Origin of the sequence: Nitrospira defluvii, from assembly GCF_905220995.1 — a bacterium.
Classification (GTDB): Bacteria; Nitrospirota; Nitrospiria; order Nitrospirales; family Nitrospiraceae; genus Nitrospira_A; species Nitrospira_A defluvii_C.
Map to the genome: position 1 here is coordinate 405,773 of NZ_CAJNBJ010000002.1, position 20,575 is coordinate 426,347.

The 20,575-nt window shown below is 54.4% G+C and carries 15 protein-coding genes; 1 reads left to right on the top strand and 14 read right to left on the bottom strand.

What is annotated here, in order from left to right; translation table 11 throughout:
- Positions 1-265: 265 nt before the first annotated feature.
- The 6 genes from KJA79_RS09230 to KJA79_RS09255 all read right to left on the bottom strand — a co-directional run bounded on the left by KJA79_RS09230 (position 266) and on the right by KJA79_RS09255 (position 3,797).
- Complete coding sequence (locus KJA79_RS09230) at positions 266-805, bottom strand: carboxymuconolactone decarboxylase family protein (protein ID WP_213041747.1); 540 nt, start codon at positions 803-805, stop codon at positions 266-268.
- A complete protein-coding gene (locus KJA79_RS09235) occupies positions 802-1,830 on the bottom strand; it encodes a DUF3179 domain-containing protein (protein WP_213041748.1) in 1,029 nt (342 codons plus the stop codon). The genes KJA79_RS09230 and KJA79_RS09235 overlap by 4 nt, the downstream gene beginning before the upstream one ends.
- Positions 1,830-2,378 (bottom strand): hypothetical protein, encoded by a 549-nt coding sequence (locus tag KJA79_RS09240; protein WP_213041749.1) that lies wholly within the window; start codon positions 2,376-2,378, stop codon positions 1,830-1,832. Before KJA79_RS09240 ends, KJA79_RS09235 begins: the two co-directional genes overlap by 1 nt.
- A 74-nt stretch (positions 2,379-2,452) precedes the next feature.
- Positions 2,453-2,707, bottom strand: a complete 255-nt coding sequence (locus tag KJA79_RS09245; protein WP_213041750.1) for a hypothetical protein — start codon at positions 2,705-2,707, stop codon at positions 2,453-2,455.
- 161 nt (positions 2,708-2,868) lie between these two features.
- Positions 2,869-3,258 carry a hypothetical protein gene (locus KJA79_RS09250; protein ID WP_213041751.1) on the bottom strand — a complete coding sequence of 130 codons (390 nt, stop codon included), beginning with the start codon at positions 3,256-3,258 and terminating at the stop codon, positions 2,869-2,871.
- 302 nt (positions 3,259-3,560) lie between these two features.
- Complete coding sequence (locus KJA79_RS09255; protein WP_213041752.1) at positions 3,561-3,797, bottom strand: SHOCT domain-containing protein; 237 nt, start codon at positions 3,795-3,797, stop codon at positions 3,561-3,563.
- Between the two features lie 109 nt (positions 3,798-3,906).
- Here KJA79_RS09255 and KJA79_RS09260 point away from each other — a divergent pair, with 109 nt between their 5' ends.
- Positions 3,907-4,437 (top strand): JAB domain-containing protein, encoded by a 531-nt coding sequence (locus tag KJA79_RS09260; protein WP_213041753.1) that lies wholly within the window; start codon positions 3,907-3,909, stop codon positions 4,435-4,437.
- 54 nt (positions 4,438-4,491) lie between these two features.
- Here KJA79_RS09260 and KJA79_RS09265 read toward each other — a convergent pair whose 3' ends face one another.
- The 8 genes from KJA79_RS09265 to KJA79_RS09300 all read right to left on the bottom strand — a co-directional run bounded on the left by KJA79_RS09265 (position 4,492) and on the right by KJA79_RS09300 (position 19,722).
- Complete coding sequence (locus tag KJA79_RS09265; RefSeq protein ID WP_213041754.1) at positions 4,492-4,848, bottom strand: hypothetical protein; 357 nt, start codon at positions 4,846-4,848, stop codon at positions 4,492-4,494.
- 68 nt (positions 4,849-4,916) lie between these two features.
- Positions 4,917-8,369 carry a hypothetical protein gene (locus tag KJA79_RS09270; RefSeq protein ID WP_213041755.1) on the bottom strand — a complete coding sequence of 1,151 codons (3,453 nt, stop codon included), beginning with the start codon at positions 8,367-8,369 and terminating at the stop codon, positions 4,917-4,919.
- A gap of 183 nt (positions 8,370-8,552) precedes the next feature.
- Positions 8,553-9,095 carry a gamma-glutamylcyclotransferase family protein gene (locus tag KJA79_RS09275; protein WP_343224244.1) on the bottom strand — a complete coding sequence of 181 codons (543 nt, stop codon included), beginning with the start codon at positions 9,093-9,095 and terminating at the stop codon, positions 8,553-8,555.
- Positions 9,026-9,670, bottom strand: a complete 645-nt coding sequence (locus tag KJA79_RS09280) for a hypothetical protein (RefSeq protein WP_213041757.1) — start codon at positions 9,668-9,670, stop codon at positions 9,026-9,028. Before KJA79_RS09280 ends, KJA79_RS09275 begins: the two co-directional genes overlap by 70 nt.
- 22 nt (positions 9,671-9,692) lie before the next feature.
- On the bottom strand, positions 9,693-10,619 hold the full coding sequence (locus tag KJA79_RS09285; protein ID WP_213041758.1) for an AlbA family DNA-binding domain-containing protein: 927 nt from the start codon (positions 10,617-10,619) through the stop codon (positions 9,693-9,695).
- A gap of 188 nt (positions 10,620-10,807) precedes the next feature.
- Entirely contained in the window at positions 10,808-13,078 is a 2,271-nt protein-coding gene (locus tag KJA79_RS09290) for a KAP family P-loop NTPase fold protein (RefSeq protein ID WP_213041759.1), read from the bottom strand.
- The gene (locus KJA79_RS09295; RefSeq protein WP_213041760.1) at positions 13,053-16,325 is read right to left on the bottom strand and encodes an Eco57I restriction-modification methylase domain-containing protein; all 3,273 of its coding nucleotides are present in this window, start codon (positions 16,323-16,325) and stop codon (positions 13,053-13,055) included. The genes KJA79_RS09290 and KJA79_RS09295 overlap by 26 nt, the downstream gene beginning before the upstream one ends.
- A 10-nt stretch (positions 16,326-16,335) precedes the next feature.
- Entirely contained in the window at positions 16,336-19,722 is a 3,387-nt protein-coding gene (locus KJA79_RS09300; RefSeq protein ID WP_213041761.1) for a helicase-related protein, read from the bottom strand.
- Between the last annotated feature and the right edge of the window lie 853 nt (positions 19,723-20,575).

The window sequence follows — 20,575 nt, forward strand, 5'->3', positions numbered from 1 at the left end:
ACCTATCAGCCTTTTCGGAGTCCCGCGTCCTACCGCAGCGTGACTCCGGCATCCCCGCCTGTTCCCCGTTCGCATGATCCCGCATTGCACCCTTTCTATCCATCACTGGATGATTGCATGGTACGGCAGGCTTGAAGACGCGTCTGTGACATGCCTTACAAGCGACTGAGAATATGTTTGTGGGAAACCGAGAAAGTGGGATCTTGGGTTGTAGGAAGATCGGATGAACTGACGGATATTCTTGAGCTTCTCCTACCCTTGCCGGTCAGCGATCCCGCGCGCCGACCTGAGTATTCCTCGGGACACAAGGCGCGGCATAGCCCATGGCATGCAGGACAGTGGGAAACATGCGTGAGACGGCGATCGCCAGAGAGAGCTCGATAACGCCGATGTCACCATATCGACGGAAAATGGCCTCACGCCAGGTATCCTCCTCGCCGCTGGCCGTCGCCACGGCTTCGGCAAAGAAATACACTACCGCCAGGTCCGGGGAGAGCGAACAGGGGTTTTCATCGAGGATCGAATCAAGAATGGCCACGCTGACCCCGGCTTGTTTCGCGAAGCGAACCTCCATCGGAAGGCACGTTCCGCAGTCTTCATGTAAAGCTGTTACGATCCGAGCCAGGTGATAGGCCTCAGCAGGAAGGGCGCGTCGAAATCGTGCGAGCGGCATCATCTTCGTGAACTTCAGGAAGTGCGGAGGCGACACACGAAGTACATGACGTAGATAGGCGAGCGGGATGCCCTGTTCATATTCGATGGCACTCAGTCGCTTCTCACAAAGCCATCGGATCACTGGTATCATGGGGATCTGCCCTCTGGACTCTTGAACACCTGAGTGTCCGGATGGAAGGCATACCAGGCGAACCAGAAACCCATGATCGAAGGGATCGGCGTTCCGTCGACATCGAGGACGGAGGCACTGCGGGATTCCTGGTTGAACCGTATCGTGATGGACCGGCCTCCGATCTGATCGCTGATGAGAGGGCGGGCCTTCTCCAGCTCTGAAAAGGGATAGGCCTTGGTGACGCCGTTGATCTCCACGCCGACGACCCGCTCCTTGGGATGGTAGCGTGGATCGAAATGCGTGGTATCGAACATGAGGTCGCGACGGTCGGCATAACCCAGGTACGGATCGTGGTCGTAGTTCCGGAATGATCCTGTCTCTGTAGACAGAACGAGCGTGGCAGGATGGGCGGCGCGCCATTCCGCCCAAGTCGTATGTTCCAGAAACATGGGCGTCAGTCGCTCTCCGGTCAGCGGGCCGGCCACCGCGTGCATGCCGACTTGCGACCAGAGACTTTCCGTCTGGTGGTCGTACATGAGGAGGTCGCTCTGATACAGCAGTCCGGACACACCGAATGTGTGTCGTCGTCCTTGGATGGTGGCATCGAACGCGATGCCGGTTCCGCAGAGGGGGCAGTAGGTGACAACCACCGCGTGGCCATCAATTGTATCGTTGACGATCTCGTGCCAGTTCAAAATCTTGATCGGGTAGGTCTTGGCTTCCGCTCCCAGGTTGAGGCCTAGTACCCGGTCTCCGTCGAGCAGAAACGTCGCCTCTGCGGCCGGGACGAATCGCGGATGAAGAATCGCGGGGATCCCATCCTTGCCGGGACCTCCATCAACGATCTGATCGAGCCGCACGTTGTGGCGGGTCAGGTCGAATGTGGTCGTCGGATTTTTCCCGAGTCCTAGCCAGGCCGCAAGAATGAGGATCGCGCCGACGGCAATGAACAAGGTCCAACGCCATTGCGGAGACGTGATGCGCTGACGGAACGTATTGCGAGAAACCGTGGGGGGAAAGAGATCTGGCTGCAGATCGCTCATCAGATGAACCAGTAGATGCCCACAACGCACGACAGCAGGACGAGCATGATGATCATGCTCCCGATCCCACAGGCCGCACCCCGGCTTTCTTTTCGTGAGAGCGCGAACTGGCTTGCTCGCGTCGCTTCGTAACTCTGATATTCTTCACGCAAGCAATTGTTCACGAATCTGACGGTATCGGGGACAAAGGCCGGCATGATTCCGGACAGGTATCGATCAAAGGCCTTAAAGAAGCGAATCGTCGACAAGATCTTGTCGTACGTCGCCTGCTCGAGCGCGTTCAGACGGAACGCATGGGGCAATGCCGTGATGAAATAGGTTCCGGCCTCGTTCGTCGTGATGGCTAAGGCGATGATCAGCTTGGTTCTCCGATCCAGACGTTCGAGATTCATCTCTTCCTTGAACAGTTCCCAGGCCGTTTCCAGATATGCCGGTCGATTTCGCATGCCTTCAAACAAATCGGGCACGAACGAGATGCCGAATGTCCGGGTGATATCCAGGAATACGGTCTGAGCGATGGCAAAGCGGGTGAGTTCGGCATCAGTCATCGATGCGTGATCGCCTTCTGCCAGCAGGGTTGCGGCCCGTACTGTCCTGCCCAGAGCAACAGTAGACTGAGCCCTCATCGCTCCCCCCTCTCCCATGCACGCAATTTGGCCACAAGCCAGTCTTTCCTCGGAATGCCTGTCGTAAGGATACGACCGTCTAACAAGAAGGCTGGAAAGACCAGCACCCCGAACAGGTCCGTGTCACCCGGTTTCGCTGTTCGGACGTCGATCTTCCAATCCGGAAGTTCACTCTGGATCTCCTGCGCCAGGGTTCGAGCTGAGAGCTCGGACAGGCATCCCCCATGAACGAAAATATCAAGACGGGCCATGGCGCCATTCTAGAGGGGTCGCGCATACCAATCTGTGAGGGGGCTTACATTTGAACGATAAACGACGTGTCGGGGAGCGAAACGGAACTCGAACCATGAAGCCTGTGCCGGGTCATCTACAAGCGCACTCTCCTTACTGCGGGATGAGTTCGGAGGCCAGGTCAGCCGATCTCCTCAGGTGACGGAATGAGTAGAACCCAAGTCAAGGCACAGACAAGATTCTCCATTATCGACAGAGCATCGGTGAAAGAGATCCCAGGATCTTCTCGAACTTCCAAGCTTCGGTGTTTGAGCATGTTTTCAGCATTCCTTCCTCGTTCGGACCAAATAGCAAGCAACTCGGGAGGAAAAGTCCTCCTGGTGGGTACCTCCCTGACTTCTCCAATGGCAGCGTTTGGCCCAAGATTGCCGACGTACCGGAGGATGTGTTCAAAAGCGAGATCCAGACGGAATATCGCATCATTAAAATAGAATCCCGCCAGCCACTCACCTTGTTCCGGTGGTCGGTCTTCCCCCAGCATCCTGAGGGCCATCTCCTTGGCTTCATCCATGCGTCGCCACACCCTACCCGGTTCCTGCAATTGCCCTGGATATCCTAACTGCTCCGCTCGTGCGAGCGAATAGATCGCTCCGAGGGCGAAGTTGTAGAGGCTCGAATGTCGTGGATCAGAGCGCGACACCTCCAGATCCTTCATCTGACTCAGGGCTCTTTTAATTCTGTCATTCATGGGATGCGCACCCCCTGACGAAAGACCAATGGTCGCTAGCTGATAGCATCAGGAGTGAGAGAGCACGGGAACGGCAGGATCGCGCACAAGAGACAACAGCTTGAGCGGGCCAGATGAGCCGCTCGTTACATAAGTAAGTCCCGTTTTCGCTCCTCAAACTCCTGCTTACTGATCTCCCCGCGGGCATACCGTTTCTTGAGAATTTCCAATGCGGAGTCTTCACGACGGCCGAACCCTTGTCCCATCAGCCATCGGGCGACGAAGAGGCCACCGAAAATCAAGACGGTCCAGAAGAGCACCATGCTTAGCAAGCCAAAGCCCATCATGGGGATCCAGCCACAATCCGTGAATCGGTCCATCATGGCAAAACCTGCACGCGATAGATGAAGGCTCTGGTTTCGAGCTGGCACTTCTTATCGACAATCGTCTTAGGCTAGTCGAGCCCGTTTAACATCTTCCATAGAGATCACTATGACACCCTCTACTCCAGAGAGTCCACATCGTGACCTGTCTCCTCGCTCGACGAGAAGACCTCGCGCTGCCAAGCCCCAGACAGGCCAACATGTCTATGCGATTCCCCACTATCGGGTGATGCTGGTGAAGGAGAGCCTGGCGCACCCCTCACCCGTCAAGATCATGGATTCCCACAACGCGTACCGGCTGCTTGTACCGGTCTTCGATGGACTCGATCGCGAGCATTTCCTGGTCATAGGCCTTGACGCGAAGCATGCCGTCATCGGCATCAACACCGTCAGCATCGGATCGGTTACCCTCAGCATCGTCCATCCCCGCGAAGTCTTCAAGCCACTCATCCTCATGAACGCGAGTGCCGTCATCCTGGCCCACAACCATCCGAGCGGCGATTCGAGTCCGAGCCCAGAAGACCGTGCTCTGACTCGGCGACTTAAAGATGGGGGCGAGCTGCTGGGCATCACCGTGCTTGACCACGTTGTGCTGGGCGAGGACCGGTACTACAGCTTTGCAGACCACCAAGAACTGTAGGCAGAATAACTTCCTCCCCCACAGTCCCCCACTGTCCTGATGCTGGCAGGCAGGCTAGCGTTGACGGTCGGGAAAAGTGTTCAGCGGTCTGAAAGGCGTGTTTGGGTTGTACTGATTGATCGGGTTCAGCGGATTGTTAGGGTTGACCTCGTTGATCGGATTAAAGGGATTGTTGGGATTGTAACGATTGATCGGATTGGCGGGATTCCCCGGATCGACACTGTTGATGGGGTTGAAGGGGTTCTTAGGATCCACCGAATTGATCGGGTTCAGGGGATTGTCAGGACGCAGTTGATTGATCGGATTGAAGATGTTGTAGTCGCGTTCATACTTCTCATCGAAGCCGAACTCAGCCCACGCCGGGGTGATCACGATGAGCATCAAGGCGACGAGGAGTAGGAAGGTACGCATAGGCACCTCCGGGCTGGCAGGGTGGATATGTGCATTATACGCCGTTAGAGGTCGAACTGACACAGATCCTAAGCCGACTTGCCGGAAAGTAACTCCGCATAGCCGAGGTGACCAAATCTCCCAAGAAGTTCAATTACGGCATCTGAGGCCTGTCTAACTTCCGGTAACGGGTGTTCTCTTGTCTGCGAGAACATTCTTCGAAGATCTCCACCCCAACTAGAAAGCTCAATATGCGACGTTTGCCCCTCGACCAAGAGCCTGACACATTCTAGAACCTCAATTGGAAACGCGGCTGCATAATCGGGGAGACGCTCCAGCACCTGGAAATCCGGATCAATGCTATGTGTTAATCGCAGGACACCCAGAAGGTTTTCCACAGCCCACCCTGCCCCAAATTTACTAGAACCGAAGCACCAGCCGAACGCCCGAAGCTCGGCCTGGTGGCTTGCCGGATCCCGCCTCGCCTGTTCGAATCGCCAAACCCAGAGACGCTGCAGTCGGTCTAGCACAGCGGGTTCGATAGGATCTGCCGTGCCATCTAAGCTGCGGCCAATGAACTCAATCGCCTCCGCCCGTATCTTGTCGGGTGCCCGTGTGAAAAACAGGCGAAGAAGTGAGTCCTCCTCCTCTAGCGTGTAGTGGCCTCTCCAATAGAACGTCATCAGATGGCCGGCTAATCTTTCATCGCGCAAATGGCGAGTGTCATCCGCCGATGCCGTCGGACTCCCAAGCTGCGCAACGGCCTGCGCGTATACCGGCTCGAGTGGTTCAAATACCTCTTCATAGCCGTCGTTGAAACAAATCAATCCATCCCATGCGACCAGCCAGTACCGTTGGTTGGTGGCCGGAAATATCCGCGGGACAGCGGCAGTTGCCCAGTCTCGATCAAACACAAGGATCCATGGAAACCAACGGCCGTACAGGGACCGAATCGCCAGTGAAGGATCCCTAGCCGGATCTAAATGCCTGTCGAGTACAGCACGTGCTTCTGCGGGAAGTGTTGGGGGCCCGGCATCTTCATTCTGCCGTTTTATCCATCCCGGGTAGAAGATGAGACCCTCGATGGCCCGACCACGAACTGAATTGATTGCGCGATGCATCGACTGACTCGGCCGTTCGGAATCTTCTTCGTCGTCCTCCGGCTCTGGATCCGGATCCATCGTCAATGTTTCCAGGAGGCACCAGGCCGCTTCACGAAGTTCAATCGGAATCCCCAAGGTTTCATGCTGAAAGCCGACACGAAGGAGCTCAACGATCCACCAACGGGTTCCACCCCAATCCAGATCGGCTTCCCAGCGATCAACACTCCGTCCTGGAATTGTGCGAGGTTGATCAAGGATCCACGAGCACAGAGAGAAGACCCGCGCCCATGGAATTTGATGATCTGCCTGAAGCGCCTTCACGAACCCACGAACGATGCCGTGAACATATGTCGGATCTATGTCTCTCCATTTCTCTGATGCGTCGGCATAAGGAACTGGATTAGTCGCAACGACGGACGTCAACACTTCTGCCAGACCTGACCGTGTGGGATACGGAAAAGAGTTCCGATCTGGTGTCCAACTGAGCAGATAATTTCGCAATTCAGACGGCGTAAGTCTCCGCAGTTCGTCTTCAGATCTTGGAGCACGCTCTCCCGCCGAGACCACCCTCGCTTCTCTCATTGGCGGTGGCGCTGGCTCGAACTCGCCAAATTCCTGTACAAGCGCGGCATACCGCTCTTGCCAGGGAGGTGGCAGGGCGGTATGGCATGGCCCTAGCCGATTCCATTGCCAGCTCCGGCGATGCCTCTCGATCTCTTCACTGCTGGGGCGCCGCCCAGTGCTCGCTTCATAGTTCCTAATCAATCTCTCGACGTTCTGAGGTCCTGCGTCAACCCATGCGACAATTGTCCGCTGTTCATCAGGAGTCAGGCGCGCAAAACCGACTTGAAGTAGCGCATCGTATTCCTTTCGCAAGTTTCTGCCTCTGAACGATGGTTCATGTGTGAGCCTCGACGCCACCATGTCTCTTGGCGCTAAGGTGGCAGATGCGAGAAAGTATAGAGCAAGCCGTCTGAAGATCAGCCAGCAGCGTGTTTCAAGCGCTTCGACCAAGGGACCGAGCTCGATACGTCCATCGCTCAGCAAAGATTGGGCAGCGTCCCGAGTCGTGACGGCCAATACGCTCCTAACGTCATCGCGATCGTCTTCGTCCTGAAGAGCTAGATCCGGCTGCCACACGATGGAGTTGTCGTCCCATTCATCCGACGAGGATGAGCGGCGAGAGAGTTTTGCCGCCTTCTGAAGGATGTTGCATAAGATGTCAAAGCACTCGCGGCCGGTCCTGTCAAGTACGGGTTGAAGATGGTCCTCCACGACCTGACGATATTCATACATGCTTATCCGCGGCTTAACCGGCCTATACAAGATGTCCGAGTCACCATCAGCCTGTACATGTTCAATAGCGAGCAGCGCTGTAAGCAGTGTCAGGGCTTCCTGTGACAGTCCGCCGTCTGCCAGATGGGTTGTCAGTTTGCCAAGTCGTCGCCAGAACAAGATCCCGCTATCGTGATGAACCCATTTGCTCAATCTTGGGATAAAGCGAACGGAATGTTGCGCCGGCAGTTTAAGAAGTACATCTACCAAATCGCGGATAACAAATGGATTCGCCAAGGTCCGTTGAGCAAGAGCATCTACAATGTCGGTCAAGCCATTCAGGACCGCGGTGGGATCGGCTCTGTCGGCAACACGCACGAGGTATTCTGAAGCCGCCCAACGTGGGATGCCGCTAGCTTCAATAGGTGGAGGGGTCCTAAAGATTCCTTCGGTTCGTAGGGCAGGGATCCATGCCGGATCCTTGAGATTCTCGAAAAAGTACCTGTAATGTTCAATATGTCCAAGCTGGGTTACGACGAGATGGACGTCGGCTGGAGTCGAATTTCGAATCAAGTCGTCAATGTCAGCGATCGTTACGAAGAAGCCTTGTCCAAGCGTGAGCACTGTCCTTTCAAAAAGAATAAATCGTCGCTTGATGTCGTCCCAGTCATATTCCGAATCTGTCTTGCCGTTATCATGTGCGTGACCGACAAACCATTCCTTTAGTTTGATCCAACGTCTCAAAACCGGACGCAATGCATCACCAAGATGGCGATTTTCTGGGCGGTCTGCCTGAAACAGTTTCTCGGCAATCGTATCGGGTTTGGCACGTGTTGCCTTGTGCTCCTTGATCAGCTCTTCTATCTGACCCAAGAAATCCTCGGTCAAAGCATCTTGGGGATCCGGAATGGATGTAGAGCCAACGGTCCGAGGTGGACGGATCAGAGGCCGGATCATTCGGTCCCAGGCCAGCGCAATCTCATCCAATCGCTTGTCGTATTCCAAACGTGTGCGCTCCACACCTGCGAGAATTCCGGGTAAGGTATTCGCGATCTCTCGAACGCAATGCGCAATGATTCGGCTCCGGCCAGGGAGTGGTTGTTGCTCAAGAAGAATCACAGCGGTCTCATAGAGCTCTGCCAGGGAAGGTGCCTTTTTCTTCAACCAATGGAGCAGCCTCCGCCGCGATGAGGACCACGGAGTCGTTAAAGGGGATGGCGATGGTGTTTCATCCAGCGGTGGCTGAGGGACAACGTCAGGTCCATTGGGCATGGGCGATTATATACAGGCGCCGAACGGCGGGGTAGCGTCAACGAGATGGCACTGAACGATCTTCTACCAGTCGCCTCACTCGTCGAACACAGCGACAGTTTGTAACCATTCGATGTATCCGTGCGGCAGGTTGTGCTCCTTTGCGCCTTTGATTATCAGATCGAGGTAGACTCGGCCGGGACGCAGTCTAGAAGATGGGCTGACCGCGAAATAGCACTCAGCCGAGATCGGCTCCACGTCATGGGTTTTGACCGTGATCGTTCGTCGTACGTACTGTTTCTTGTGAACGCCCTCATGTTTGTCGAGCTTGTCTAATTCATGATCTTGCAATGCGTACAAAACTCCATGGACAGCGTGACCTTCATCGGGAACCACCATCGCGTAGCCAGAGCCATCATCGGCAGGCTTGTCAAAAGAAAGCCGGTATCCATCGAGCCGAGCAAGCCTACACTCGACGTTCTTCCTCCCGACGCGGTGCTCCAAGCGTCCTGTATCAAGATTCGAGCCGTATGCGAAATAGTAGCGCAGTATACGCCGATGGGAACCTTTCAGTTCGCTCTTACATTCACAGAAGCTCTTTTCAGACGAGCAAGCTCCTTGGCATAGATACAAAGGCAATCCTCGATTTCGTGAGGCCTTAGCTTGGTGAATTCTGCTGGCAGTTCGCCCACCTTCAGGTACTTGCCTCCTGAGGCAAGACCGAGAGCTTTGGCGCCCTTCCGCGTCCCACGATGCAGGTAGACAAATTCGGGTTCCATCCCGAGCCGAGCTCCAATGCGGACCGCGGTATCGTATATCGCCAGCTCTCCAAATCCCCTGATCGACCCAGCCGTTGTTTCCACCAGTTCGATTAAGCTGTCAAAGCCGGTGCATTTCCTGATCTGAGCGCGTTTCGCCAGCAGCTCTTTGCCCGCCCTGGCTAATACCGCCTCCGGGATCCGCCACTGGTGGTCATGCTTTCTCCCACCGTCTACCTCCGCCCTGGCAGCCCTTTCTACGGCTTCATCGAGAGAGTTCAACATCTGGAAGGAGGCAAGCTCATTGTTAGCCCTGTCTCTGTACCTAGCGATGTAATCCTGCACAACCTCCTTGAAGGAGTGAAGGACCATCTGGTCGCCGGTCCGGGGTAGGCAAGATCCGCGGGGCCTTTTCGGATGAGCCTTGCAGCTCTTTGCATCACCAATTCTTTTCATGGATACGAACCTTAAAGAATCTTCATTGGCCGCCTACGGATGGTATTTCACCCAGCATCACTTGCCCGGACTGCGGTGGCATGTCATCGGCATAGGTTTTCCAGAGTAGAATGGGCTCCCTGGTCTCATTCATATCAATGCGGCTTGTGTCCACGATTAGGACGAAGTCTCGATCCTTTCCGTTGGTAAGCTCCCAATCATCTTCTGGAAAAATGACACGCCCGACCGCGGTCAACGGATTCTCGAACCATTGATTCCCGAACAGACGAGAAGGTATTTCGATGATGCGCTGCTTATCAAAGCCCTTCACGACTTTGGATACGGTTCTTGGAACGGTGAAAACTGCCTTCACATCATGGGTAGACACTGCTCCCTTATTAACAAGTGAGATGTTCAGTGCATATTCGCACACAGTTGCCTTGCGATCTATGAATCTTCGCGAGAAGGAAGGGATGATAAGAGGGTGTTTCATGCGATTCATGATGTCGCGGATCTCATAGTCTTCCATCGGTACAGATTCAAAGTTGAATCGCTTGTAGTATCTCTTGTCCGCCGCTTGATGGGCCGTCGGTGCCTGTGGAACGCTTACGACATAGGCCACCTTTCCCGGAGCGGAGGCAGTGAGCGCAACTAGATTTATGTAGACTCCAGCTAACCGAGGACGTACCCGGCCGTTGATGACCTGCTCAAGCCACTCCTTTGTGACCTGCGCCGGATCGACCCCGTCCAATTGGCGTGGAGTATGTTGCTCTTCCACCATGCCGTAGACAATTACGCCGCCTGCACCGTTAGCCAACGCCGAAACGTCCTTACTAATCTCATTCTTCGCCTTCACGTTGCTGGTCAGTGCGTCGCCCCGCTTATATTCGAGGTCGGTCTGTTCCTCTGCGCCACTCTGAATCAGCGAGAGTAGATCCTGCTCCGTCCATTCTGACGGTGGCTTATCCATGCTGAGGGCACACACCCCCTCGTTGTACCGAGTTAGGTTCGATCCAGAGAGTGGATATGCGATGGCCAATTTCCGGGACGCCTGGCGCCGGGAGGCCGGCACATTTGGGGCTCTTGTCCACCAGGTATTTGTTCAGGGCGACGGGGCACTGAGGATGGCCGTGAGTGGTCCAAGCGAACGCTGGCACCTCATCCCTCGTCCTCGTCATCAGCCCAGTGACCGTCATCAGGTTTTCCATCCCGTCGCCGCTTGATTGCCTTTTGGAATGCCTTCACCGCACTCTTTTCCTTGTCGCTGAGGCCGTCGGGTGAGATTTCCGCCACTTTCCTTTCCAAAGTTCCCACGGGAACGAAATCTTCGATGTTCGTCAGATTGATCCGCCAGTGCTCCTGCGACACATAGTCCCCCATACCATGGGACGTAGACCGGTGAAGACATGCGGTGAGGAAAGAGAGGACGCCTTCCTTTGAGTCGATTAACTTTTCCACCCATTGACGAGGTTTTTCGTGTGAGGCCCATTTATCCCAGCAATAAAGGATGCTAAGCATGTTGCGATGGCTTGTCAGGATTCCGGAGCCTGCGGCTTGTTCAATCTTTTCCACACAGATATGGTGCAGTGCGTCCAAATCAGCGTCAGTCACATTAAAAGCATCAGGGTCCTTCTTTCGCTTCTCTTCGTTACCTTCGAGGGAAGCGATCCTTATCGGAAGGTACAGACCCGTCGTGGCTTTCATGGCCTCCTTGAGGATAGCCCCGCGTCTGCCTATGTCCATCTCCTGTTTCAAGTACCAGTAGATGATGCGGGACGCATGCGTGTCTGGGGAAATTGAAAAGAAGCCACCTCGATCTTCTGGCAGTTCGTCGCCGATATCGAACAGCGCGGTGATAAACGATACGGCGTGTTGCAGGTCGATTTTCTGCTTGTAGGCTTCAAGACGGTCCAGTGCGACGCCTAACAGGCTACGCTTGTTAAGCGCACGGAATTCTACGACTAGGCCTTCACGATTACCAACGAGGGACAGTACCCGATCTAGCTCCGCTTGGGAAATGTCTCCCTCAGGAATTGCGAGATGGAAATACCGGTCGAACACATCGGGGTGGCAGAGACGCAGCTCCCTAAACCACTCCTCCTTAAAGTCATGGCCATACATGGATCCGTTGAATACCCATTCAACCGGCGGGAAGAGTTCTTTGACTATCTCGCGGACCTGGCCGGGTTGTGAGGCCGCTTCGACTATGGACTCAATGAGTTTTCTCGTTCGCTCGTTTTCGTCGTGCGAATCATGCGCGCGGTCGCGAAGGTTCGTCAGCTCTAACTTAGCCTCGGGAAGCCTCCGGTAAACGACTGGCTCAAAGACGCGGAGCACTTCCAGCGCGATAAGGTCCACTGGGTTCACTTCAAAGCTGCCCGTGCTCCGAAACAGCGAAACGTGAAAAGAGAGGGAGGCCAGATAGCGGTACACATCCCGTAGCGTTTGGAAGTAGGGGCGAAGGCCTCCAAGGAATAGGTTGCCCCAGCGCGTCTGGTCGAACCGCTTGCCCACATCCCCATCGGTTAGTAGTTCGTCGAGGCCCGCGAATAGGACTTTCTCCAGGCGTGTTCGCTCAATACGTGGGATATCGAATCCCACCTGTACTATTTTCTCAAGGAATTCTTGTCCACTGACGGCTGGCGATGAATCCAAACTACGCTCCACGATGTCGCGTTGGAACAGAAGGAGATAGACCACGTTTGGAAAGTCAGCATTAGCTTTGACGAGTTGGAAGAGGAGTCGTATTTCTTCAGGTGTGAGGCGATCGATATCATCCAACACCACGAGGATTGGCCTTTCGAGTTCTTTCAGGGAGTCAGAAAGCTCTTTCTTTATCTCAGCCAATGTCTGCTGTTGCACGACCGCTTGGTCCTCGACTCCTTTTGAGCCTTCTTGCGCCACGGTCGCAGATTGCTCCATCCCTTTGGAAAGCATGTCTGCGATTCCCGAACCGGGCAGTCCAAGTATTGGCAAGATGGTCTTAAGTGATTTGGCGAGAGAGGCGCCGAGGGTGAGGTAGGTTCCATAGGTTCGCCACTTGGCCGCACGTCGTTTCCCGTCTTCGCTTCCGTCCGATCGGCCCAATAACAGACCGATTTCTTGAAAGAACGCCTCTGCCAGTTGATCTTGGCCTGACCATTGCCATGGATTGAACTCAATGATCAGGGGACAGTTCGTCTCGGCCAAACGGAGCGTTTGCAGGACCATGTTTTTTACCGAAGATTTCCCCGAGCCCCAAGGTCCATACATGGCAACGACCAGGCTCTCATTGCCCTGCCAGCCTTTGATGGCGGAGGCTAGGGATTTCGCAAACGGAGCACGGCCCAGGAGGTCTTCCTCAATAGAGCTGATAGGCCGATCGGCTGAGAATTCATGTTTCGTGCGCTGGCTCTTTTCGGGGTTATTCTCCATCATCAGACCCAGCATCCTGACCCATACGGTACTTGCCGTCGTAGTTGATGATGAAGTCCAGTTCTTCATCCGTGAAGCCGTAGTGCTTCGCGAGCACGCGGTCTATCTCGTCGATGATGGGCTTTGATCTGTCGGGATAAAACTCATCATACTCAACTTGTCCCGATGCCTCGTAGTTATAAATGCGTCTTCGTGAATGCCGCTGGAGATCTTTCATCAGTTTGTTGAAGAGAGGTTCGAGATGTTTGAGCGCTGGTGAGTTCAGATCTCCGATGGGGAAGTTCTCTATATCTGGGCCAGCGATGTTTCTACAATTTCCTTGGCTCGTAAACCAAAAGTAAAAGAGAGTGCTATTCAAAATGGCGCCAAGTCGCTTTGCGTGCTCTTCCCTCTTGAGATACAAGTCCTTAAGATGATCGGTTGATCTCTCCTTAACGGCAGACTTAAAGTACGGTTCGAAGTCCATGGATCTAATCCAGAACACAGGACTTCTATGATACGTGACATGACCTGGCCCCGAATCGGAGAAATAAATGTTCATAGTAAGTTGTTTGCTGACGATCTTGCCAAGCACCTTGGCAGCCAACCTACTTCCGAGTTTTGCAAATCTTAAGAAACCATTTGGGAATCCACATTCTGAGTAAGCTATCTTTGCGAACAGGTAAGGCCTCTCGTCCGCATACCATCGCAAGTACTCAGTGGTCTGGACCTTTGCCGAACCTGTGTACTGCGGTCCGCCAATAACGATGCACAGGCGGTACTTTACTCCATTGAACATGACAGAAGGGTGAGCATCTCCACTATAGTAGGAAATGTGTAGTTGTTGCCCGTATCGATTCCAAACGTAATCTTGGTAGGGCTCCATGCGATCAGTCGAGAAGCCGCTCAAGGGAACGATCATGCTGAAGCTTCCTGTATTCCTTAACAGAGCAGAACTGCGCTCCACACATGGCGGGTAAAGGTTGCCACACTCTTTAGTTACGTAGCCAATAAGGCTGTAGGTCGTAACTTTGTGCATCTCCACGTAGGGCGGATTGCCGATAATCACATCGAACCCCCCGCTTTTCATAATGCGGTAAAATTCTATGAACCAGTGGAAAGGCTTGTGGGAGGCAAGCCACTTCGCATAGGAAGCGCGCTTTGAAGCCTCGACACCATACTCGTTGGCAAGATAGCGATTGAGTTCGTCCTCAAGCGTCTGGAGTCGCCTACGTAGCTCCTCCTTGGCCTCGGCGAAGTCTTTCGCCTCCATGCCGTGCTCAGTCTGCATCTCGTGGAACTTCTGAAACGCCCTGTCGGCAATCTCGGCGTTTTCTTCTATGGTCGGGAGGGATTGAAGGCGTACCCAGTCCCCTTCCATGGACTTCTTCAAATCTTCAAGCCTGGCGTATCCAACCAACGTATTACCCGCACGGATATTAAAGTCGATGTCCGGTAGCGGCTCGATCTGCTCCACCTTCTCGACTTGCGCCACAAGTTTGAGGAAGAGACGAAGTTTGCAGATCTCGACGGCCTCTTCCATGATGTCCACGCCATAGAGATTGTTGAGGATGATGGATTTCAGGATGAAGTAACGACGGTTGGGATGACTCGCGACCCGATCAAGAATTTTCCGAAAGTCGTTGAACTTCTCCGGGAGGTGCTTGGTGCCCGAGCGCGTGAGCTCGTCTAGGAACACTTCCATCCGGTCCAGGCAAGCTTCGTAGAGCGGTTCAAGGATATTGAGTGCAGCAAAGAGGAAGGCTCCAGAGCCGCAAGTCGGATCGAGCACCGTGACCTTTTCAATCGCATGGTAAAAGGCCCGCAGCAGTTCCGGACCTTCGGAATTTTCGATGACATCCTGCGCAAACTGCCTGATATCGAGGTTGTAGGTAATGAACTGGTTGACATCTCGAATTTCGCCGTCCGCGAGTTTTTTGCGCACCTCTAGGTATCGCGCACGGCGGGCGACGACTTCACGCCAAATTTCCGTTGGCAGGGAATAGTCTGAGGGCGCGGCTTTGTTCCATTCCGTCCGATTCGAGATATCTTTCAGGCCGGAAGCAATTTCAGGAGGGAGCTCGAGAACGACTCCCTTCTTCACCGGCTCATAGATGTAGCGGTCTGGGTCGAGCTGGAGCGGGCGCCAAACGGATTGATTGCCTTCGAAGGCGATCTTGCACTTCTGCCGCGCGGCATCGAAGAGGAACGGAATTACCGTGTTTTGGCTGATGTAGCCGGTGATGTCTTCCTTCGTATAATAGGCGCCCATCTGCTTCTGGTTGATGTACTTCTCAAAGATATAACCAAGCACGTCGGGATTGATTTCGTCATCCCGGCGGAGCGGGCGCTCATCGAGGTGCCAGTGGTACTGTTCGAAGAAGCCGAAGAGTCTGGCAAACGCGGCATCGGCCACCTGAATGTCTTTGCCGTGCTGCTCTTCAATCTGATGGCGTAGAAACAGACCTCCGTTGAGGTAAGGCACCTTGCCCAGCAATCGGTTCACGGTTGCTCCGCGATCGGTATCCTTTTTGGCGAAGCCTTCGAAGAACAGCGCGCAGAGAAAGTCTCTGTAGAATCGGTCCCTCCCTCGGGCCTGCGACTCGTTCAATTTGATCCGCAGGTAGTCTCGGTTGTCGTCGAGAAAGCCCTTTTTCTGAATGAAGTAGACGAACATCAACCGGTTGAGCATGACGGAGGCGTACCATCGCTGCAGGTCCTCGTCTGGAATGCCTTTGAGAAACTTTAGGAATGCCGTGTGTTCTTTCTGGAACGTATCGTAGAACCGCTTTGTGACGCGCTCCACGTCGAAGGCCGCTCGCGCCCGCGTGGTTACTTCCACCAGACTGAGTTGCTCCTCCTCCTCCAGGGAAAAGACGATGCCCTGGAGCTTTTGGATGAGGGCGTCTCCCGGTTGATTGCGATGGTAGGTATGTTCCCGACAGGCCGTCGGTTTGCCCACCTCGCGCTTCACCCACTGCCATACTTGAGCGGAGTTGGATGGATCGGTGTAAATGATGAGATGTTCTTGAGCGGACTTGGTGAGCTGGCGGTCGATTTTGCGGCGTATCGAGTAGTCAGGAATTCCCTTCTGGCCAGTTGCACGACAGTGGAACGCAACCATGCCGCGCTTCTGAGCGACGGCGCTAAGGGTAAACGGCTGGCCGTCGATCGGTATCTCGATGGTTGCAGAATGCGTGTCCCAACCGAGTTCTTCTATGAAAAGACGTCGAAAATCACAAGCGGCGAGGTGTTGGCGAGTTCGAGTAGGGTCGAGCGGCATTGTTGGTTGGTTATTCGGGCGCTGATAGTCCCATGGAACAGATGATCCTAGGTTCCTGGGTCTGTTCTTCCTCATGAATTAGACAGAGCCGATCTTCTTCACGGAGCGCGATGACCAGTTCTGCCAGTGCCTCGTCCGACACCCCGCTTCGGAGTTGGCGATTGAGCGTATCCACGGCGGCTTGGCGGAGTGGATAGCGGTAGATTTCATCGATGGCTTTCAGAAGTTCCAGGGACTCAAACAACGTGCCTTTGACATGCTCCGCATGGCGCTTGAGTCGTTCATACGTGCGAAAACGTGCCCCTGAAGGCCGTCCTAATTGTCCCCCAACTGTTTTCTCTTCTGTGACTATCAACTCGACACCCTTCTGGACCAGTTCGTGATGGTTCGATTGGCGCGGTAGGGCTGGTGTGTCTGAGCTGCACGCCGCAGCCTGGAGGATGGCGAACTGAGACTCCGTGACGGCGGTACCGTTTTTGTCGATCCAGGCCAGCGCGTCGTTGCCTTCGGCTGTTCTCAGATACACCAGCACCCCGCCTGGTTGCTTGTTCGTCGGGTCATGCGCCCGCGTGGCATAGATTACGGGCGGCAGATCGGGGATGGTCTTTTGTAGGCTTGGATCGGCGGTAATCGCGTTCTTCCAGATTTGATAGGCATACGAGGCCAAATCCACTTCTGTATCGGCCTCTCCATCTAGAATGCCTGCTTTCTCATGGTAGAGATTGAGGATCGCATTATCGTTTCGATCATCCTCGAAGAAGGCCTCGTCGGTGCCGACCACTTCCGCATTTTCTTGAAGACGGCGCCTCACTCTGGCTCGGAGTCGTATGATGCGCTCGACGCCTTCGGCGGGCAAGAAAGAGTAGCAGAGGATGTTCTCAGCCTTCTGTCCGATACGGTCCACACGGCCTGCTCGTTGGACGAGGCGAATGATGGCCCAGGGGAGGTCGAAATTCACCACAATGGCCGCATCTTGCAGGTTTTGTCCCTCACTGAGCACGTCCGTGGCAATCAGGACTCGCAACTCCTCGCCCGGTTTCAGTCTGTCACGCTTATCGTTGCTATCCGGGCTGAACCGCCACGCCAAGGCTGTCGGGTTCGGAGAGTCTCCGGTTGCACCAGCCAAGGATGAGACTCCACGAGCCGCGAGCTGGGTCTCTAGGTAGCGGACGGTATCGGCAAATTGAGTAAAGATAAGGACTTTGTCATTCGGGTGTTTCTTCTTGAGCAAATTGACGAGGGCCAGAAGCTTGGCGTCTTTGTTCGAGTCCCATTCACCGCATAGTTGCAAGACCTTTAGGAGGGCCTCTGTATCGCTCCGCAAATCGTTCTCTAACGATTTCACAAAGAGTCCTGACGGAAGCCACTTAAATCGCCGCTTGTATTGACCAGCGTACTCCTCATAAATCTCGGCTCCTCGACTGATGAAGTCCTTGGCCTTTCGGAGCGACCCTGTGAGTGGTCGCTCTTGCTCTTGATCGTTCTCGTCGTCGTCAAATAATCCTGTCTTGGCTCCGGGGGCGTCGGCGTCTTCGTCGTATATGCGCGCATCGAGCATCTCGGCATCTTGCGTGCCGATTGGGATGGGCTTCTTGTGTTCAATCGCATGAAGGTAAACGTGATTGCGGAGGATATGACGTTCGATTGACTGGAGAAAGGCCTGGCCGCTGCTTTCGAGACGCTTGAACAGATTCGTCCGACAGAACCCCATAAGGCGTTTCCCGGCACGAGATAGGTCTTGCAGCAATCTCGCTTCAGCTTGTGTAGGTGGTTCATGCGGCGTCGCCGCCACATAGTTCCCTAATCCGTACCGAGGGAGATTGAGGGCGTTGATGGTATTGACGATATCGTCGGCGTAGAGCCGCGCATACTGGTCTGCGGGGTTGGCATCGTCAATCTTAAAGGTCACTGTTCTTGGAACTCTGATGGGAAAGTAAGACCGGCTCCCATCCTCGAAGGTGAGAAATCTCCGACCGCTGGTTGGGTCAGTCTGGGCATAGTTGTCCTGAATGAAACTGCGGGTGCGTCTTACCATGTAGAGGCGCATCAGTTCTCGCCAGTCGTCCGCATATTCGCTCTTCTCGAAAGCCGCCAGAGAGCGCACGGAACATTGATGGCGTCGAATAAACTCGGTTTCGGTGAGCTCGCGAATTAAGCGTTCGGGACGAACACCGAGGTCTTTGTCTTCTTTGACGAAGAGACGTAACTGGTTGGAAAGGTCAAGATAGGTTTTGTTGTAGGGGGTGGCAGAAAGCAGAATGCACTTGCTCTCATTGGCTTGGATGTATTCTTGAATTGCCCGATAGCGCTTGCCTTCACGGTTGCGAAGGTTGTGGCTTTCGTCGATGAGCACGAGGCGGTAACGGCGCAGATTCGGCAGTTCCCCTACAACCTGGCTAATTGACAACACCTTCGCGAGTAACCGGTATTGTGCTCGATAATCCTCCCACATCGGGACCAAGTTCTTGGGACAGATGATGAGTGTCTCAAGCCCATGATCATCTTCGAAAATCCTTGCCAGGGCAGTGGCCATCAGAGTTTTCCCGAGACCCACCACATCGCCGATCAACACGCCGCTGCGCTTGTTCAGGTGATGAGCCGCAATCTTGACCGCCGCCGTTTGAAACTCGAATAGCCGCTTGCCAAAGTCTCGTGGTATTCGAAATTCGGAAAGCCCCGCCCGTGCCTCTTGCGAAAGATGGTACGCCATCTTGATATAGATATGGTACGGAGGCACGAGTTCTTCCCGAGCCCAGCTCTCTTCGATAATCCGGACCAGTTCTTCCGAAATATCCACACACCAACGGTCCGTCCACCGATCTTCGAACCACTTGGCCAACTTCTGGCAGGCGTCGTGATCCAGTACGTCCACGTTCAGCTCGCCCTGCTTGGAAAGGCCCGCAAGCGTCAGATTGCTGCTTCCTAGGTACCCGACGGAGGGATTGATAGGATCGGGGCGAAAAAGCAAATACAACTTGGCATGTAGGGGATGCCGGAGGAACAGTTTGACTATAACCCTCTTGGATTTAATCTGTTCTGCCAGCTTGCGTAATCCCGCTTCGTCTTCGTTGGTAGGAATGCCAACGCTCAATTGCTCGCGGAACTCTTCGGCGAGCTTCTTTTTGAGGCGAATTGCCGTCTGGTTGTCTATCTCGCCATCTCGGCTTATCAGGCTCAGAGCTTCCCGTAATTCGTCTTGCGGCAACCGCTGCATGCCGACCAATAGGCGGCAGCAGTGCCCGTCTCCTCCGGACCACTTCTCAATATACGAGTCGAGCTGCTTCCATCCCCGAAGGTTGAAATACCCAACACAGAAGTCGGCACGGTCAGCAACTTGGATTGTTTCGCGCAGCGCTGGCAGGAGAGATTGTTCGATGTTGTCAAAGATACGAGGCATCAGAAGTACTCATAACCGGTGCAAATCTGTCTCACAGATTCAAATGTACCTACATACAAGGCCTGCCAGGCAGTTGAGCGGGTTGGGACAACTCCTTATCAGAAATAAGCTATGTGTGTGGACACATGGGAGCAGGCGGCTGTGCCGGCTAACTCGCAAGAAATGTCCATATATCGAGGCGAGAGTTTAGCGAATTACGCTGAAAAAGCCAATGAGAGCGGCCGGATAAGCAGCTCTGCTTTTCGGGGAAACAGTCCTGTGTTCGAGCCGCCAAGAATTTCGACAGCTCATCTTGGAGTACGCAGTGAGCACCCTTGCTTCATAGGCCCTTATCGACGAGCTTCTTCGGTTGGACCGCTTGCTGCAAGAACGCCGCTAACTCGCTGGGCACATCCCATCTATCCATCAAGGGCATGGTTATCCTCCTTGCTCCAGGAACTCAGTGAGCCTAGAATTTTGTTAGCATGTCCCCGGCTGATCTATACATCGCACTCTGGCTGCTTTCGCATTCTGCGGCAAGCGTGCCCTACAGTAGGTTCATCTGCTCTAACAGTTCCACCCCTCCCCTCTGCACTGCCCAGATCTCGTCCGCAAGCCTTCCCTTTTTCGGCTCTCTGTACGACGGCGACTACCCTCTTCCTCCCGCGCAGGGTTTCCCCGGCTGGTTTTTCTCCTACCAAGACCGGAAGACACATGGGACCGCCCCTCCAGCAAGTTGCACTGACTCATCCAAGCCCACGCTGGATGGCGGGACACCGTCTATGTTCACTTTCTCCCCCGATCCATCTCCCGCACAGGCCGATCGATTCGAAGCCTGCCACGACAAGGCCTCCTAGCTCCCCTCGTCTCGAAT

Coding starts and splice junctions, on each gene's coding strand:
- KJA79_RS09230 (WP_213041747.1), bottom strand. CDS start 805: ATGATACCAGTGATCCGATGGCTTTGTGAGAAGCGACTGAGTGCCATC.
- KJA79_RS09235 (WP_213041748.1), bottom strand. CDS start 1,830: ATGAGCGATCTGCAGCCAGATCTCTTTCCCCCCACGGTTTCTCGCAAT.
- KJA79_RS09240 (WP_213041749.1), bottom strand. CDS start 2,378: ATGACTGATGCCGAACTCACCCGCTTTGCCATCGCTCAGACCGTATTC.
- KJA79_RS09245 (WP_213041750.1), bottom strand. CDS start 2,707: ATGGCCCGTCTTGATATTTTCGTTCATGGGGGATGCCTGTCCGAGCTC.
- KJA79_RS09250 (WP_213041751.1), bottom strand. CDS start 3,258: ATGGATGAAGCCAAGGAGATGGCCCTCAGGATGCTGGGGGAAGACCGA.
- KJA79_RS09255 (WP_213041752.1), bottom strand. CDS start 3,797: ATGATGGACCGATTCACGGATTGTGGCTGGATCCCCATGATGGGCTTT.
- KJA79_RS09260 (WP_213041753.1), top strand. CDS start 3,907: ATGACACCCTCTACTCCAGAGAGTCCACATCGTGACCTGTCTCCTCGC.
- KJA79_RS09265 (WP_213041754.1), bottom strand. CDS start 4,848: ATGCGTACCTTCCTACTCCTCGTCGCCTTGATGCTCATCGTGATCACC.
- KJA79_RS09280 (WP_213041757.1), bottom strand. CDS start 9,670: ATGAAAAGAATTGGTGATGCAAAGAGCTGCAAGGCTCATCCGAAAAGG.
- KJA79_RS09285 (WP_213041758.1), bottom strand. CDS start 10,619: ATGGATAAGCCACCGTCAGAATGGACGGAGCAGGATCTACTCTCGCTG.
- KJA79_RS09290 (WP_213041759.1), bottom strand. CDS start 13,078: ATGCTGGGTCTGATGATGGAGAATAACCCCGAAAAGAGCCAGCGCACG.
- KJA79_RS09295 (WP_213041760.1), bottom strand. CDS start 16,325: ATGCCGCTCGACCCTACTCGAACTCGCCAACACCTCGCCGCTTGTGAT.
- KJA79_RS09300 (WP_213041761.1), bottom strand. CDS start 19,722: ATGCCTCGTATCTTTGACAACATCGAACAATCTCTCCTGCCAGCGCTG.